The organism is Rhizobium sp. CC-YZS058, assembly GCF_034720595.1.
Classification (GTDB): Bacteria; Pseudomonadota; Alphaproteobacteria; order Rhizobiales; family Rhizobiaceae; genus Ferranicluibacter.
In genome coordinates this window covers 1,010,426-1,027,201 of the sequence record NZ_JAYESJ010000001.1, presented here as the reverse complement: position 1 = coordinate 1,027,201, position 16,776 = coordinate 1,010,426, and the positions used below count along the sequence as shown (strand labels likewise).

The 16,776-nt window shown below is 64.2% G+C and carries 15 protein-coding genes; 7 read left to right on the top strand and 8 right to left on the bottom strand.

Annotated elements, in window-relative coordinates:
- Positions 1 to 41: 41 nt before the first annotated feature.
- Together U8330_RS04975 and U8330_RS04970 are read right to left on the bottom strand one after the other, a co-directional pair.
- Positions 42 to 950, bottom strand: coding sequence for a DMT family transporter (locus U8330_RS04975; RefSeq protein WP_323104025.1), 909 nt, complete (start codon positions 948 to 950; stop codon positions 42 to 44).
- 382 nt (positions 951 to 1,332) lie between these two features.
- Positions 1,333 to 2,196, bottom strand: coding sequence for a DMT family transporter (locus U8330_RS04970; RefSeq protein WP_323104024.1), 864 nt, complete (start codon positions 2,194 to 2,196; stop codon positions 1,333 to 1,335).
- 148 nt (positions 2,197 to 2,344) lie between these two features.
- On the opposite strand from U8330_RS04970, the gene U8330_RS04965 reads away from it, so the two are divergent.
- Complete coding sequence (locus tag U8330_RS04965; RefSeq protein WP_323107173.1) at positions 2,345 to 3,703, top strand: PLP-dependent aminotransferase family protein; 1,359 nt, start codon at positions 2,345 to 2,347, stop codon at positions 3,701 to 3,703.
- Positions 3,704 to 3,735: 32 nt separating this feature from the next.
- Here U8330_RS04965 and araD1 read toward each other — a convergent pair whose 3' ends face one another.
- From araD1 to chvE, 4 genes are all read right to left on the bottom strand, one after another.
- On the bottom strand, positions 3,736 to 4,722 hold the full coding sequence (gene araD1, locus U8330_RS04960) for an AraD1 family protein (RefSeq protein WP_323104023.1): 987 nt from the start codon (positions 4,720 to 4,722) through the stop codon (positions 3,736 to 3,738).
- Positions 4,723 to 4,815: 93 nt separating this feature from the next.
- On the bottom strand, positions 4,816 to 6,024 hold the full coding sequence (mmsB, locus tag U8330_RS04955; RefSeq protein WP_323104022.1) for a multiple monosaccharide ABC transporter permease: 1,209 nt from the start codon (positions 6,022 to 6,024) through the stop codon (positions 4,816 to 4,818).
- Complete coding sequence (gene mmsA / locus U8330_RS04950; protein ID WP_323104021.1) at positions 6,024 to 7,559, bottom strand: multiple monosaccharide ABC transporter ATP-binding protein; 1,536 nt, start codon at positions 7,557 to 7,559, stop codon at positions 6,024 to 6,026. The genes mmsB and mmsA overlap by 1 nt, the downstream gene beginning before the upstream one ends.
- A gap of 120 nt (positions 7,560 to 7,679) precedes the next feature.
- The gene (gene chvE, locus U8330_RS04945; RefSeq protein WP_323104020.1) at positions 7,680 to 8,750 is read right to left on the bottom strand and encodes a multiple monosaccharide ABC transporter substrate-binding protein; all 1,071 of its coding nucleotides are present in this window, start codon (positions 8,748 to 8,750) and stop codon (positions 7,680 to 7,682) included.
- A gap of 278 nt (positions 8,751 to 9,028) precedes the next feature.
- On the opposite strand from chvE, the gene U8330_RS04940 reads away from it, so the two are divergent.
- The 3 genes from U8330_RS04940 to U8330_RS04930 all read left to right on the top strand — a co-directional run bounded on the left by U8330_RS04940 (position 9,029) and on the right by U8330_RS04930 (position 11,151).
- Positions 9,029 to 10,003, top strand: coding sequence for a LysR family transcriptional regulator (locus U8330_RS04940; protein WP_323104019.1), 975 nt, complete (start codon positions 9,029 to 9,031; stop codon positions 10,001 to 10,003).
- Positions 10,004 to 10,084: 81 nt separating this feature from the next.
- Entirely contained in the window at positions 10,085 to 10,609 is a 525-nt protein-coding gene (locus U8330_RS04935) for a hypothetical protein (protein ID WP_323104018.1), read from the top strand.
- A 281-nt stretch (positions 10,610 to 10,890) separates the two neighbouring features.
- Complete coding sequence (locus tag U8330_RS04930; protein WP_323104017.1) at positions 10,891 to 11,151, top strand: SemiSWEET family sugar transporter; 261 nt, start codon at positions 10,891 to 10,893, stop codon at positions 11,149 to 11,151.
- A gap of 20 nt (positions 11,152 to 11,171) precedes the next feature.
- Here the strand turns inward: U8330_RS04930 and U8330_RS04925 are convergent, their stop codons facing one another.
- Positions 11,172 to 11,441 carry a hypothetical protein gene (locus tag U8330_RS04925; protein ID WP_323104016.1) on the bottom strand — a complete coding sequence of 90 codons (270 nt, stop codon included), beginning with the start codon at positions 11,439 to 11,441 and terminating at the stop codon, positions 11,172 to 11,174.
- A 265-nt stretch (positions 11,442 to 11,706) separates the two neighbouring features.
- Here U8330_RS04925 and iolG point away from each other — a divergent pair, with 265 nt between their 5' ends.
- Positions 11,707 to 12,696, top strand: a complete 990-nt coding sequence (gene iolG / locus U8330_RS04920) for an inositol 2-dehydrogenase (RefSeq protein ID WP_323104015.1) — start codon at positions 11,707 to 11,709, stop codon at positions 12,694 to 12,696.
- 69 nt (positions 12,697 to 12,765) lie between these two features.
- Here the strand turns inward: iolG and U8330_RS04915 are convergent, their stop codons facing one another.
- Positions 12,766 to 13,998, bottom strand: coding sequence for an ROK family transcriptional regulator (locus tag U8330_RS04915; protein ID WP_323104014.1), 1,233 nt, complete (start codon positions 13,996 to 13,998; stop codon positions 12,766 to 12,768).
- Between the two features lie 210 nt (positions 13,999 to 14,208).
- On the opposite strand from U8330_RS04915, the gene xylF reads away from it, so the two are divergent.
- Entirely contained in the window at positions 14,209 to 15,249 is a 1,041-nt protein-coding gene (gene xylF / locus U8330_RS04910) for a D-xylose ABC transporter substrate-binding protein (protein WP_323104013.1), read from the top strand.
- Positions 15,250 to 15,420: 171 nt separating this feature from the next.
- Positions 15,421 to 16,734 (top strand): sugar ABC transporter permease, encoded by a 1,314-nt coding sequence (locus U8330_RS04905; RefSeq protein WP_323107172.1) that lies wholly within the window; start codon positions 15,421 to 15,423, stop codon positions 16,732 to 16,734.
- Positions 16,735 to 16,776: the final 42 nt, after the last annotated feature.

Genomic DNA, 16,776 nt, shown 5'->3' with positions numbered 1-16,776 from the left:
ACGCCCCTGATGTCGTCAACGTGTTTCTTGCAGACGCCGGATCATTCCTCCCGCTGCCCGACGACGACCGCTGCCAGAATCAGCAGCGCACCGAACAGCATCGTGGTCGTCGGGACCTCGCCCAGCCAAAGGCTGGCGCCGACCAGCCCGAAGACCGGCACCAAGGTCAGGCCAAGGCCTGCCGAGCTGGCTGCGAAGCTGCGTAAGGCGAAGAGATAGAACCAGAACGCCAGCGCATATTGGACGACGCCGGACAATGCGGCATAGGCAATGGTATGAAGCGGGAGGTTCGACACCGAGTCCGCATCGGCCATCAGCAGATGGAGAAGCAAGGCAAAGCCAAGTCCGACGATGTGCTGTGAGAGCGCCAAGGTGGCCGGTGGAAAGTCATTCGCGATCCGCGCCGACAAGACGACATAGGTCGCGGCGAAAAGGGTCGCCAGGACGATGAGCAGATTGCCCAGAAGCTGGGACCGCCCCATTTCGGCGTAGCTGGACCCGGTGATCATGAGGACGCCGGCAACGGCCAGCGCAATGCACACCAGAAACCGCTTCGAAGGCCGGTGCCGAAAGAGAAGCCACGACATCAGTACGATAAGGATGGGTTCACTGGCGCTGATCACCGACGCCTCGCCAGCCGTCGTCCATGCCAGTCCCGCAAGACCCACCGCATAGGCCAGTCCGGGTTCAAGGATACCAAGGGCGGCAGCCAGGCCGATGTTCCTGCGCTTGATATGACGGGGAAGATCGGCCGCCGCCAGAAGCAGCAGCAGCGTGACGCTGCCGGCCAGCTGGATGACCAGCAAAGTCAACGGCGCCATGCTGTCGAGAAGATCTCTCGACATCACTGTGGCAAAGCCCCAGCAGGCAGCCGACCCGATCAGCGCGGCGGTTGCTACAGGTCTCCCCGCTCGCCAATTGGTTTGCACCGAGTCCATATTGTCTGTCATGATCTTGGTTCCTCCCCTTGCTTTCCCGCTGCAGCGCGACGAGTCAGGCTCCTCTCGTTTGCCCGATCGGCAGAAACACTTCGCTCGATGATCATTCCCAGCACCATCAGGTGTGCCCTCACCCTGAAGATGCACTCGAGAAACGGACGGTGCGCTGCGCATCGCGGAGACGTGCGTGCACCAGCAACATTCTTACCAAAGAATGTTCTGATGGACAGATGTTCTTCTCTCTAAAATCTGTCCGCACCCTCATGGGAGTCGATCACGGAACGCCTTTCAGGTTACCTCTGTGCCGGCGAACATTTGCCGAGACGCTGCTGAACCCCACGCAACAAGGATCCGATCGAGTGATCAGACCCGCCCCTACGGGTTTAAGGTCGCCCTACCGCGCAAACCGCCGGGCGCCGGCGACGCAGAGGATGATGGCGAGGGTGACGGTAATCATGCCGAGGCTCACCGGCTCGTGCAGCAGGCCGGCGGCCAGCGCGAGACCGAGGAAGGGCTGCAGCAGTTGCAACTGGCCGACGGCGGCGATGCCGCCCTGTGACAAGCCGCGATACCAGAAGAAAAAGCCGATCAGCATGCTGAAGAGCGACACATAGGCAAGGCCCATGAGGGCCGGGGTGCCGATCGTATCGAAACGCACCGGCCTAAGGGCGAGGCTGAGCGCCAGCATGATCGGCAAGGCCAGCACCAGCGCCCAGCAGATGACCTGCCAGCCACCCAGCGTGCGGGACAGCCGCCCGCCTTCCGCATAGCCGAGGCCACAGACGAGGATGGCAGCGAGCATCAACAGATCGCCCACCGGAGAGACCGTCAGCCCGTCCTTCAGCGCGAAGCCGACAACGACGCTGCTTCCCAGCAGGCAGAAGATCCAAAAGGCCGGCCTCGGCCGCTCGCCGCCGCGCAGCACGCCGAAGAGCGCGGTGGCAAGCGGCAGCAGGCCGATGAAGACGATGGAATGGGCGGAGGTGATGCTCTGCAGTGCAAGGGCCGTCAGCAGCGGAAAACCGACCACGACACCGAGCGCCACCACGACGAGCGACGCCACCTCGCGGCCGGACGGCCATCTTTGCCGAAGCAGCAGGAGGAGAAGAAGCGCGATCAGTCCCGCAATCGTCGCCCGCGCGACAGTCAGGAAGACCGGGTCGAACTCGAGCACCGCGACCCGCGTGGCGGGAAGCGAGCCGCTGAAGATCGCGACACCGATCAATCCGTTCAGCCATCCGGCCCCTGTTCGATCCATGGCTTTCGTCCTCCGCATAGCGATATGTCTGACGCGAAACCGCTGGAGCCGCCATGCACGGACTGATACGGTTTGAACAAACTGTATGGGTGACGGTGGAGCTACAGTGGTGGAGAAGGAGAAGCCGGCGAGCAGGGTCGGGCTGGTGATGGAGACGATCCGCCAGCGGATCGCCGGGCGGGCCTTGCCGCCGGGCGCGAAGCTGCCTTCGGTGCGCGGCCTCGCGGCATCGCTTCACGTCTCCGTCACGACCGTGGTCGATGCCTATGACCGGCTGGTGGCGGAGGGAGCGATCCTGTCCCGGCCGGGCTCCGGCTTCTATGTGGCGCAGCAGGCCGCCCCCTTCGCCCTGGCGGAGGCAGGGCCGAAGGTCGATCGCGCGGTCGATCCGTTCTGGGTCTCGCGACAATCGCTGGAAACGGACGACGGAACCTTGAAGCCGGGGTGCGGGTGGCTGCCGCCCGACTGGTTTCCGGAAGAGAGCCTGCGTCGCGCCTTGCGCACGCTGTCGCGCGCCGAGAGCGCTGTCCTGACCCACTATGCCGCGCCGCTCGGCCTCCTGCCGCTGCGCCAGTTGCTGGCGCGGCGTCTGGCGGACCGGGGGATCGAGGCCGCGCCGGCGCAGATCCTTCTGACCGAGTCCGGCACGCAGTCGATCGACCTCGTCTGCCGCCTGTTTCTGGAGCCCGGCGATACGGTGCTGATCGACGATCCCTGCTATTTCAACTTCCACGCCTTGTTGCGCGCCCACCGCGCGCGACTGGTCGGCGTGCCCTATACGGCCACGGGCCCCGATCTCGAAGCCTTTGCCCGTATCGTCGCCGAGGCGCGACCGCGGCTCTACATCACCAATTCCGGCATCCACAATCCGACAGGGGCCACCCTCTCGCCGGTCACGGCCCACCGCCTGCTGAAGATCGCCGATCAGTTCGAGCTGACGATCATCGAGGACGATATTTTCGGCGATCTCGAAACCGTGCCGGCACCGCGCCTGGCGGCCTTCGACGGACTGAACCGCGTCGTGGAGATCGGCAGCTTTTCGAAAACCCTGTCCGCCGCCGTGCGTTGCGGCTTCGTGGTCGCGCCTCAGCCCTGGATCGAGCGCCTGGCCGATCTCATGATCGCCACCTCCTTCGGCGGCGGACGGATGACGGCGGAACTGGTGCTGCATGTCCTGCGGGATGGCGGCTACCGCAAGCATGTGGACGGGCTGCGCACCCGTCTCGCCGAGGCGCGCAGCCGTGTCGCCAAGGCGCTGGCGACGCTCGGAATTCTCCCGGTGCTTCAGCCGCAGGCCGGCCTGTTCCTCTGGTGCCGGCTGCCCGCGGGTATCGATGCGGCGGCCCTTGCCCGCGCAGCGATGGAGAGAGGGGTGGTTCTGGCGCCGGGCAACGTCTTCAGCCTCTCGCAGACCGCCACGGACCTCATGCGCTTCAACGTCTCGCAGATGTCGGATCCGCATGTCTTCGCGCTGTTGGGCGACTGCCTGGCCGCGCAGCGCGCCTGAGCGCGCCACGCTGGCCAAGCACTGCTGCCCGCTCAGAGAACGCCGATCGCCACATCCTCTTCGGCGGCCAAGGCCAGCCGGTTGCTCAGCGGCAGGCCGAAGCCTTCGGCCGCGATCTCGAACACGTCTCCCGCCTGCGTTCTGAATCCATCGCCGAAGGAGAGTGTCGCCGTGCCGAACATATGAACGTGAACATCGCCCGGCGCCCGGAAGAGAGCGTATTTGAAGTGGTGATGTTCGAGATTGGCGAAGCTGTGCGACATGTTGGCCTCGCCGGAGACGAAGGGCTTCTCCCAGACCACGGCATCGTCGCGCAGGATGCGGGAGGTCCCGCGGACATCTTCGGGCGGCATGCCGATGCGCAGTTCCGGGCCGAAGCTTGCCGGCCTCAGCTTGGAATGGGCAAGGTAGAGATAGTTGATCCGCTCGGTCACATGGTCGGAAAACTCGTTGGCGACCGCAAAGCCGAGCCGGAAGGGCTGGCCGTTGTCGGCGATCACATAGACGCCCGCAAGCTCCGGCTCCTCGCCGCCATCGAGCGCGAAGGATGGCGAAACGAGATCGGCGCCGGGTGCGGCCAGCTGCGCGCCATTGCCCTTGTAGAACCATTCCGGCTGAACGCCGGTGGCTCCGAGCGCCGGCTTGCCTCCTTCGAGCCCCATGCGGAACATCTTCATGGAATCCGTCTCGGCCTTTTCCGCCGCTGCGGCATGCATGGCGTCGCGCGTGGCGGCCGAGCCGAGATGGGTGAGGCCGGTGCCGGTCAGATGCAGATGGGCGGGATCGGGATGGGTGATCGGCGGCAGGAAGCGGCGCCTTGCATAGACATCCTGCAGGTCGACCGGACCGGCGAGCCCCCGGCTTTGGATCACGTCGAGAAGACCGCGGCCGGAGCGCGTAGCCTCGAGCGCCAGCGCCAGCACGCTCTCGGCACCGCGCACCGCATGGGCGCCCTCGCCCGCCTCGCGCACCGCAACGGTGATCGAGCCGTCCTCGTTCAGGATCTGCGAGATCAGCATGGTCCTGCTCCTTCCCTTATTCTCTGCTGACAAACGAAAAGACCCGCGCGGACACGTGTTCCGCGCGGGTCTTGCGAAGCGACAGGGGCCGGATCAGCCCTTGTTCTTGTTGTAGACGTCGAAGAACACGGCGGCGAGCAGCACCAGGCCCTTGACGAGCTGCTGGTAGTCGATGCCGAGGCCCATGATCGACATGCCGTTGTTCATCACGCCCATGATGAAGGCGCCGATGACCGCACCGGTGATCTTGCCGACGCCGCCGGAGGCCGAGGCGCCGCCGATGAAGCAGGCCGCAATCACGTCCAGCTCGAAGCCGACGCCGGCCTTCGGCGTGGCCGAGTTCAGGCGGGCCGCGATGATCATGCCGGCCAGTGCGGCCAGAACGCCCATGTTGACGAAGGTGAAGAAGGTGAGCCGTTCGGTGTTGATGCCCGAAAGCTTGGCCGCCTTCTCGTTGCCGCCGAGCGCATAGATACGGCGTCCGACCGTCGAGCGGTTGGTGAGGAAGGTGTAGAGACCGATCAGCAGCGCCATGACGACGAGCACGTTCGGGAAGCCGCGATAGGTGGCCAGCTGGTAGCCGAGGAAGATCGCGACCGCGCCGATGATGACCATCTGGATGGCGAAGAACACGAAGGGCTCGTTTTCCGTGCCGTGGCGATCATTGTCGCGCCGTGCCTTGACGCCGGAATAGACGGCATAGGCGACGAGCGCGAGAACGGCGACGAGCGCGAAGAAGTTGACGAACAGATCCGGCGCCGGGTTGATGAAGGACAGGAAGTCCGGGACGAAACCGGTGGACAGAACCTGGAACTCCTTCGGGAACGGGCCGATCGGCCGGTTCTGCAGGATGAGGTAGGTCAGTCCGCGGAAGACCAGCATGCCCGCCAGGGTCACGATGAAGGACGGAATCTTCTGATAGGCGACCCAGTAGCCCTGCGCCGCGCCGACGAGACCGCCGAGCGCCAGGCAGAGCGGAACGACGAGCGACCAGTGGATGCCCCATTTGACCAGCATGATTGCCGAAAGGCCGCCTGTGAAGGCGACGATGGAGCCGACCGAAAGGTCGATATGGCCGGCCACGATGATCAGCAGCATGCCCAGCGCCATGATGACGATGAACGAGTTCTGCAGGATCAGGTTGGTGATGTTGACCGGGCGGAACAGGACGCCGTTGGTGATGACCTGAAAGAAGACCATGATCACCACGAGTGCGACCAGGAGGCCGTATTCGCGGATATTGGCTTTCAGATATTCGCCGATCGACGGCTTGGAGGTGGGTGCGCTGGTTTCAACGACCATTAGTGCTTCTCCCCGGAGCGCATGATGGCTCGCATGATGGACTCCTGGCTGGCTTCCGCCTTCGGCAGTTCGGCGACGATGCGTCCTTCGTTCATGACGTAGATGCGGTCGCAGGTTCCGAGGAGCTCGGGCATCTCGGACGAGATCATGAGGATGCCTTTGCCCTCTGCGGCAAGCTGGTTGATGATGCTGTAGATTTCATATTTCGCGCCGACATCGATGCCGCGCGTCGGCTCGTCGAGGATGAGGACCTCGGGATCGGTGAACAGCCACTTCGACAGCACGACCTTCTGCTGGTTGCCGCCGGAAAGATTGACGGTTTCCTGGTAGATCGAGTGCGAGCGGATGCGCAGGAGCTTGCGATAGTCCTGCGCGACCTTGCGCTCCTTGTGCCCGTCGATGACGCCGCCATTGGCGACCTTCGGCAGGTTGGAGAGCGTGGTGTTGTGCATGATGTTGTTGTTGAGCACGAGACCCAGATGCTTCCGGTCCTCGGTGACATAGGCGAGTCCGGCGTCGATCGCCCGCTCGATGGTCGAGACATCGACCGGCTTGCCGTGCATGCGCACTTCGCCGGTGATCTTGTGCCCCCAGGAGCGGCCGAAGAGGCTCATTGCCGTCTCGGTGCGGCCGGCGCCCATCAGCCCGGCAATGCCCACCACTTCGCCGGCGCGAACGGTGAAGTTGATATCGTGCAGGAACTGGCGGTCGCGGTGGTGCTGGTGGAAGACGTTCCAGTTCTTCACCTCGAGCAGCATCTCGCCGATCTTCGGCTCGCGCGGAGGATAGCGATCCTCCATGTCGCGCCCGACCATGCCCTTGATGATGCGGTCTTCGCTGATGTCCTCGCTGTGGCAGTCGAGCGTCTCGACCGTGCCGCCATCGCGCAGGATGGTGATCTTGTCGGCGACCGTCTTGATCTCGTTCAGCTTGTGCGAAATGATGATCGAGGTCAGCCCCTGCTTGCGGAATTCCATCAGCAGGTTGAGGAGCGCTGCCGAGTTGGTTTCGTTGAGCGAGGCAGTCGGCTCGTCGAGGATGAGCAGGCGCACCTTCTTCGACAGCGCCTTGGCGATTTCCACCAGCTGCTGCTTGCCGACACCGATATCGGTGATGAGGGTCGCGGGGTTTTCCTTCAAGCCCACCTTGGCGAGAAGCTCGCGCGTGCGGGCATAGGTCGTCTTCCAGTCGATGACGCCCTTCGTGGCCACTTCGTTGCCGAGGAAGATGTTCTCGCCGATCGACAGGAGCGGCACGAGCGCGAGCTCCTGGTGGATGATGATGATGCCGAGGTGTTCGCTGTCGGAAATGGCGCTGAACTTGCGAACCTCGCCGTCGAAATAGATGTCGCCGTCATAGCTGCCGGCCGGATAGACGCCGGAAAGCACCTTCATCAGCGTCGATTTGCCGGCACCGTTCTCGCCCACCAGTGCGTGGATTTCGCCCTCGGTGACCTTCAGATTGACGTTGTCGAGCGCTTTCACGCCCGGAAACGTCTTGGTGATGCCGCGCATTTCGAGAATGTATTTGTCCATTATCTCGCGTTCCAATGGCCGAACCGTCACGAATGAGGCGGGCCCGACCGGGTGGGGAGCGTCCTCATGATGCCGAAAGGGCCCGCGCCACTGGCGCGGACCCTCGCTGATGGCGGACGATCAGTTGTTGATCTGGTCTTCGGTGTAGTAGCCGGCGCCGACCAGGACTTCCTTGGCGTTCGACTTGTCAACGGCAACCGGCTTCAGCAGGTAGGACGGGATGACCTTGACGCCGTTGTCGTAGGTCTTCGTGTCGTTGACTTCCGGTTCCTTGCCCGAGAGGATCGCGTCGGTCATGGTGACGGCGACCTTGGCAAGTTCGCGAGTGTCCTTGAAGACGGTCGAGTACTGCTCGTCGGACAGGATCGACTTGACGGAAGGCAGCTCGGCGTCCTGGCCGGTGACGACCGGGATCGCCATGTCGCCAGAGCCGTAGCCGACGCCCTTGAGAGCCGACAGGATGCCGATGGACAGGCCGTCATAGGGCGACAGAACGCCATTGACCTTGGCATCGGTGTAGGTCGAGGAGAGCAGGTTTTCCATGCGGGCCTGAGCGACCGCACCGTCCCAACGCAGCGTGCCGACCTGGTCCATGCCCTGCTGGCCGGACTTGATGACGATGTCGCCGCTGTCGATCATCGGCTGCAGAACGGACATGGCGCCGTCGTAGAAGAAGAAGGCGTTGTTGTCGTCCGGCGAACCGCCGAAGAGCTCGACGTTCCACGGCTTGGTGTCCGGGAACTTTGCCTTCAGGCCGTTGACCAGCGAGGTTGCCTGCAGAACGCCGACCTGGAAGTTGTCGAAGGTGGCGTAGTAGTCGACATTGCCGGAATCGCGGATCAGGCGGTCGTAGGCGATGACCTTGACGCCGGCTTCATGAGCCTTGGCGAGAATGTCCGAAAGCGTCGTGCCGTCGATGGCGCCGATGACCAGAACCTTGGCGCCCTTGGTCACCATGTTCTCGATCTGGGCGAGCTGGTTCGGAATGTCGTCGTCAGCGAACTGGAGGTCCGGGGTGTAGCCGGCTTCCTTGAAGAGCTTCTCCATCGTTTCGCCGTCGGAAATCCAGCGGGTGGACGTCTTCGTCGGCATCGAGATACCGACGGTGCCCTTGTCCTGCGCGAAGACGGGCGCCACGAACGACGCCACGCTGATCGCGGCGGCGGCGAGGAGCGAAGTTACCAATTTCATATGATCTCTCCCTGAGTGTTGATCCCGCAGCTTACGCAAAGAGCGGGATATGTGCAGCGCGCAACGACCATGGGACTGAGTGTCCCGCGGCAGAGGCAAAAGGTTGAAGAAAGCCCTCCTAGCCCTAACGCTCCCGAGGCGTTGGCTCACATGGGCGCAAACTGGAATCAATCCACATAACTGTCAAATGCAATATTTCACTAACACCATACATTTTTGGGTATATGAGGGGCCAAGAGTGTGATTTTTGGTTAACGCTGAGGGTCGAGGGGGTTCGGATGCACCAACCGAGGGAACAGGACAGCGGCTTCGATGCGTCGGCGCGCAGCATCTTCAAGTCCGGCCTGAAGATGAACCACCTGCATTTGATTCTCGCCATCGAGGAACATGGTCAGATCAGCGCCGCGGCCGATGCCCTCGGCATTTCGCAGCCGGCGGCCTCCCGTCTGCTCGGCGAGGTCGAGGCGATCCTCAAGGCGCCGCTCTGCGCCCGGGTGGCGCGCGGGGTGGAGCTGACCCAGTTCGGCCGGGCCATGGCGCGCCGCGCCCGCAGCATCTTCCTCGAACTGCGCGAAACGGCGCGCGAGATTACCGAGCTCAAATATGGAAGCGGCGGCTCGGTCTCGCTCGGCTCGGTCACCGGGCCGGCCATCCATCTCGCCGTTCCGGCCATGCGTCAGGTCACCGCCGCCTATCCGGGAATCGAGATCAACATTCAGATCGAGAACAGCAATGTGCTGATGCGCGAACTGTTGGCGGCCAGGCACGATTTCGTCATCGGCCGGGTTCCCGACGACCTCGACCCGCGGCTGTTCAACATGGTGCAGATCGGCGAGGAGGCGGTAGATCTGATCGTGCGGCGTGACCATCCGCTGCTTGAAGAAGCCCGGGTCACGCCGGAGATGCTGCTGCGCTACGACTGGGTGTTCCAGCCGCCGGGCACGCTGCTGCGACGTGCGGTGGAGGAAAGCTTCGTCGTGGCCGGCGTCCCGCTTCCGAAAACGGTGATCAACACCTCCTCCACCATCCTGACGCTCTCGATCGTCAAGGAGACGAACGCGATCGCGGCCGTTGCGCGCGACGTGGCGGCGCTCGTTGCCGACAACGGCACGCCGCTCGGCGAAATCCGCCGCCTGCCGATTCGCCACCGCATCCGCATCCGCCCCTACAGCCTGATCACCGCCGCCGGCCGGGCGCTGCCGCCAAGCGCGACGCTGCTCTACGACCTGATCCTCAAGCAGGCCTATCCTTGAGTCGTGCGATCTCGTCCGCCGCGGGCGCAAGCTCCGCATCATCCCGTCATGGTCTTCTTCGACCCTGCGGAAGGGAGAGCCATGTTCGCGCGGTCAGTCTTTCAATCGGTGCTCGACCGGATGCAGGCGGAGGATGAGGCGGCAGCCCCTGCCGATCCACCCTCGGCCCGCATCTCCGGTTTGAGCGCAGGCTTCGCGGCCGAGACGCAGGCGGTGGCGGCAGGGGTGGCGGTCGAGCAGGCCTATGCCGACATGGCCGCCTCTCCCGCCCCGCCGCCTCTTCGCGCCCCTCCCCTCGCCGCGCCCGAGATCAGGCATCCAACCGTAGCCGCCGCCCAGACCGCTTCGGAACCGCCGCCCCAGCCGCCAGCCTTCCTGTCGCGGCTGACGCCGGAAGAAGTGCTGGCCGATCTCGGGCTCACGCCGGCGGACGGGCCGGAGCGCCTCGCCGAGCGCAGGCGCGCCTTCGCCCTCCTCAACCATCCCGACCGACACAGCCCTTCGGCCCGCGCCGCCGCGACACGTCGGATGACGATCGCCAACATGCTGGTGGACGAAGCCCTGCGCCGCTGGCGCAAGCGGGAGGCCAAGAAGAGAGTTCGGTAAGTCAAGACAGATGATGGTACCGGCCAGCCCGTACCGATTAGGCTATGCAGCGATCCTGCCGCCGCAGATCTGGTCCTCTCACCCGATGTTTCGCTGACAGGTTTTCCGCGCTGGCTGTCTGGCTGACGATGGCCTCGGCAGGGCCACCTCACGTGCAAATTGCATTCGCGAAACCGCCTCGCTGTTCGCGAACAGCCGACGCCATCTGCATCTGCAGAATTGCATATTCTGGAAATCTTATTTAGATAAATAGAGAAAACAGAGCGGAGACCATAGCAATCATGGCGACATGGATCGTAGATGTTATCGGAACCACCGCCGCCGTGCTGGGTACGATCTGCTGGCTTCCCCAGGCAATCAGAACGATCCAGACGAAAGAGACGAAGTCTCTGTCGCTGTGGAGCAATCTTCTATTGTTCGCGACAGTCTCGCTCTGGTTCGTTTACGGCTTAGCGATCAGCGCGTGGCCACTCGTCGCGGCAAACACCATTTCCATTCTGCTCGTAGGACTGATCGTCATCATGAAACTGCGGCACGGCTAACACCGCCCGGGCAAGCAGCGTCAAGGCCGCTCGTCGCGCGTCGTCTCGGCCTCGACCGGGGCGCTCTCGCTAGCGGGCGCGGCCTCGATCGGGGCTGCCGGGTCCTTGGGCTTGTAGAAGACCAGCAGCGTGGCGGAGGTATAGGCGGTGATGGCCAGCAGGATGAAGCCCCAGGTTTCCGAGCCGGCGGTGAACTCGACCGCCGTCCAGCTGGCGCAGACGGCCACGACGACAAGGCGGATCCAGAGCGGACGATAGAAGCTGTGGTCGGGGTCGATGAGCTTGAACATGGTTCTCCATAGTCCGGAATTCACGCCGCGGACAAGTGGCCCGGCTTGACGCCTGCGTGATGGATGGAATAAATGTTCCAAAATTGCCGACTTTGCTTATTCGTTCCACCAACGTGTGAGCACTGGGACAGTCGGATGCCGGTGCGGAAGGATGGACGCCGGCAGAATGCGCAGCCGCTTCAAGGCGCGCCACTCCATCACGCTTTTGCGGGCTGAGCGCATCAGACCGTCTTCCGGGCGAGGCCCGCTGAGGAAAGAACTGCACATGACGGTAAGATTTGGTCTCCTTGGTGCCGGCCGTATCGGCAAGGTTCACGCCAAGGCCGTGAGCGGCAATCCGGACGCCTTGCTCGTTGCGGTGGCGGACGCCTTTCCGCAGGCGGCGGAAGCCATTGCCGCCAGCTATGGCTGCGCCGTGCGTACGATCGAGGAGATCGAGGCGGCGAGCGACATCGACGCCGTGGTCATCTGCACGCCCACCGATACGCATGCCGACCTGATCGAGCGCTTCGCTCGCGCCGGCAAGGCGATCTTTTGCGAGAAGCCGATCGATCTCGATGTCGACCGCGTGCGGGCCTGCATGCAGACGGTGAAAGAGACCAGGGGCAAGCTGATGGTCGGCTTCAACCGCCGCTTCGATCCGCATTTCATGGCCGTGCGCAAGGCGATCGACGAGGGCCGGATCGGCGAGGTCGAGATGGTGACGATCATCTCGCGCGATCCGGGCGCTCCGCCGGTCGACTATATCAAGCGCTCAGGCGGCATTTTCCGCGACATGACGATCCATGATTTCGACATGGCCCGCTTCCTGCTCGGCGAGGAGCCGGTGGCCGTCACCGCCCATGCCGCGGTGCTGGTCGATCCCGAGATCGGCAAGGCCGGCGACTTCGACAGCGTCTCGGTAATTCTCGAAACCGCCAGCGGCAAGCAGGCGATCATTTCGAACTCCCGCCGCGCCACCTATGGCTACGACCAGCGCATCGAGGTGCACGGCTCGAAGGGCGTTGTCTCGGCAGAAAACCAGCGCGCCGTCTCGATCGAGATCGCCAATGGCGAGGGCTATACCCGTCCGCCGCTGCATGATTTCTTCATGACGCGCTATACCGAGGCCTATGCCAACGAGATCGCCGCCTTCATCGCCAGTATCGAGGCCGGTGCGCCACTCTCGCCAAGCGGGGCCGATGGCTTGGCGGCTCTGGCGCTCGCCGATGCGGCCGTGCGTTCGGTCAAGGAAAAGCGCCAGATCGCAATTTAGCCTGAAGCCTTCGTCTGCTTCCATCCAGCGCCGCGCTTCCCTGGGGAGCGCGGCGTTTTCATGTCGTCGTCAGGCGGTTCGGCTGTCGCGCAGGCCAAGCCGGGTTTCGGCGATCACATGGTCCATCTCGGTCAGCGCCCTGTCGAGATGACCGTCGAACACCAGCCCCGGTTCGTCGGCGATGATCGAGAGCGGCGGGCGGCCGAGCAGGCGGACTTCGTGGGACCGGCCGAGCGCCTCCTCGATCCCGGGGTTCAACAGATCGAGATAGCGGGTGCCGGGCCCGGTCATGAAGATCGGCAGGCGACCATAGAGGCTGAGCAGGCGCGACAGGCCATTGCCGAGCGCCAGCCCGCCCATGCGAAAGGCATAGCTCGCCATGCGGTTTCCCTGCCGCGCCGACAGAGCGATCTTGTCCATTTCGCCGAGCGGCACGAATTTGGCGGGGATCGTATCGGGCGGCACCTGGAAGGCGGTGCGCAGGATGCCGTAGAAGCCGGCGGAGGCCTCGATGCAGCCGAAGGCCCCGCAACGGCAGAGCCCGCCATCGGCCCGGTCCAGCATATGGCCGAAATTCGGCGCGCTTGCCTCGATCTCCCCTGCCCTGTCACGCCGCGCGATGCCGAGACCGATGGAATGACCGAGCGAGACCACCGCCAGGCGCGACTGGTCAGGATCGGCCTCGTCCTGGCGCGTGGCAAGCGCCTGGGCGACGAGCAGTGTCTCGTTGCTGAGCGTGACGCGGGCTTTCCAGCGCGGGGCGGCCAGCGCGGCAAAATCGATGGGCGCACCGCCAAGCAGCGGCGACCAGAGCAGCACGCCGCCCGCCGCATCCACCGTGCCCTTCGAACTGATCGAAATCGCCATCACATCGTCGGGCGCGATCCGCGAGCGCTCCGCCAGCCGCCCGAGCGCCTCGAGAAAGGACTGCGCGAACCGCGCGGCATCCGGCGCCTGGTGGCTTCGCGGCTCGTCGAACCGGTCGATGAGCCGGCCGGCATAATCGACCAGCGAATAATGGACGATGTCGGACGAGATCTGCGCCGTGATCAGGTAGCCGAAGGCGCGTTGCTGCGAAAACAGCGTGCGGGGCCGGCCGCGCCCCCCTGCCGGCGGCTGCTCGCTGCGGCCGATGACGCCGACGCGCTCAAGATCGGCCGTGATGGCGGAGACCGTCGCGGAAGCGAGGCCCGTACGTTCCGACAGATCCGTGTGCGCCTGCGGCCCGTGCCGGCGCAGCGCCGAAAGCACGAGAACACTGTTTTGCTGGCGCACCTGCTCGGTGCTGGATTTGATGAGCATGGCCTGATCACTACCATTGGCGAACCGCCCGTCAAGGACGCACCGCAGGCGGCCAATTTCCGGACGAGACCCCGTGTTGACAGCCTGAAAAATCTCTGACATCTATTTTCTCGACTGTCGAGAAAAAAGCTCTCGACGGTGGAACGCTGCCGGGTGGGGATCGCGAGGGAGGTTCCGCGCGCGCCGACGGCGGCTCTTTGGGAGGATTACATGAAGACCGTTTTGAAGCTGATGGCGGGTGCCGCCATCATCGTATCCATGCATTCCGCCGTTTCGGCCAAGGACCTGGTCGTCGGCGTTTCCTGGTCGAATTTCCAGGAAGAGCGCTGGAAGACCGACGAGGCCGCCATCAAGGCCGCGCTCGAAGCCTCCGGCGACAAGTACATTTCCGCCGACGCCCAGTCTTCGCCGGCCAAGCAGCTGACCGACGTCGAGTCGCTGATCTCGCAGGGTGCCAATGCCCTCATCGTTCTGGCGCAGGATTCCGACGCGATCGGCCCCGCCATCGAGAAGGCTGCTGCGGAAGGCATTCCGGTCGTCGGCTATGACCGCCTGATCGAGAACCCGGCCGCCTTCTACATCACCTTCGACAACAAGGAAGTGGGCCGCATGCAGGCCCGCGAAGTGTTCAAGGTGAAGCCGGAAGGCAATTACGTCTTCATCAAGGGCTCGTCTGCCGACCCGAACGCCGACTTCCTGTTCTCCGGCCAGATGGAAGTGCTGAAGGAAGCGATCGACGCCGGCAAGATCAAGAATGTCGGTGAAGCCTATACGGACGGCTGGAAGCCGGAAGTCGCACAGAAGAACATGGAACAGTTCCTGACGGCTGCCGACAACAAGGTCGATGCCGTCGTCGCCTCCAATGACGGCACCGCCGGTGGCGCCGTCGCCGCTCTCGATGCCCAGGGCCTCGCCGGCTCCGTGCCGGTCTCCGGCCAGGATGCCGACAAGGCTGCGCTGAACCGCGTCGCGCTCGGCACCCAGACCGTCTCCGTCTGGAAGGACAGCCGCGTTCTCGGCAAGCGTGCGGCCGAAATCGCCGTCGAACTGGCCGGCGGCAAGACCATGGACCAGATCGCCGAGGTCCAGACCTTCAATGGCGGCCCGAAGGGCGTGGCCATGAAGTCGGTCTTCCTGGCACCGATGCCGATCACCAAGGACAATCTGAACGCCGTGATCGACGCCGGCTGGATCAGCAAGGAAGAGGCCTGCCAGGGCGTCAAGGCTGGTTCGGTCGCTGCCTGCAACTAAGCACGGGCGCAGACGGACAGGCAGGCGCCGGGCATGTCCCCGCGCCTGCCCATTCCATGAAACGGTGCCGGCGGCGCGGGACGCCGCCAAACTGAGGGCACCGGAACGAGGTTTGCAGCGGCGCGTCGGATGACGCCGGACCGCCTGCACGGAGGGGAGACCGGCAGCACGATGGCCGATACGATGAAGAGCGTCGCCTTTGACGGCGCGCGGACCGCGACGGAAAGCCCGGTAAAGCGCTTCTTCCGCGCCACCGAGATCGACACCCGCCTGCTCGGCATGATCGGCGCGCTGCTGATCATCTGGGTTGGCTTCGAGATCCTGACAGGCGGCCTGTTTCTGACGCCGCGCAACCTCTGGAACCTGACGGTACAGACCTCCTCCGTCGCCGTCATGGCGACCGGCATGGTGCTGATCATCGTCACCCGCAACATCGACCTGTCGGTCGGCTCGCTTCTCGGCTTTTGCGGAATGATCATGGGCGTCATGCAGGCCCAGATCCTGCCCGCCTATCTCGGCGCCGGCAGCCCGATGATCTGGATCGTGACGCTGGTCGTCGGCATCGCCGTCGGCGCCTCGATCGGCGCGCTGCACGGCATCATCATCGCCTTCCTGAAGGTCCCTTCGTTCATCGTCACGCTCGGCGGCCTGCTCGTCTGGCGCGGGGCGACCTGGTTCGTGACCAGCGGCCAGACCGTTGCACCCATGGATGCCACCTTCCGCCTGATGGGTGGCGGCACGGAAGGCTCGATCGGCGCGACCGCGAGCTGGATCGTCGGCCTCATCGCCTGCGTGGCGATCGTCGCAGCCCTTCTCAATGCCCGCAAGCAGCGCAAGCGCTTCGGCTTCCCGCGCCGTCCGGTCTGGGCTGAATATGTGCTCGGCGTGCTTTCCTGCGTGCTCGTGCTCGGCGCGGTGCTGGTCGCCAATTCCTATTACTGGCCGGTCAACATCGCCCGGCGCTATGCCGATGCCAATGCGATCGCCTGGCCGGAGGGTGGGCTGCAGATCTCGCATGGCATCGCCATTCCGGTGCTGATCGCCGTTCTCGTCGGCATCGTCATGACCTTCATTTCCACCCGGCTCCGCTTCGGCCGCTATGTCTTCGCGATCGGCGGCAACCCGGAAGCGGCGGAACTGGCCGGCATCAAGACCCGCTGGGTGACGGTGCGCATCTTCATGCTGATGGGCGCGCTCTGCGCGATTGCCGCCGCCATCTCCACCGCCCGCCTCAATGCCGCGACCAATGCGCAGGGCGAACTCGATGAACTCTACACGATCGCGGCGGCCGTCATCGGCGGCACCTCGCTTGCCGGCGGCACCGGCACCATTGCGGGCGCCATGCTCGGCGCCTTCGTCATGCAATCGCTGCAATCCGGCATGGTGCTCCTCGGCATCGACAGCCCGTTCCAGCGCATCGTCGTCGGTCTGGTCCTCGTCGTCGCCGTCTGGCTCGACACGGTCTATCGCGCCCGCGCCAAGTAAGAAGGAGGCCGATCCATGCCGAACACTCCAATGACACATTCC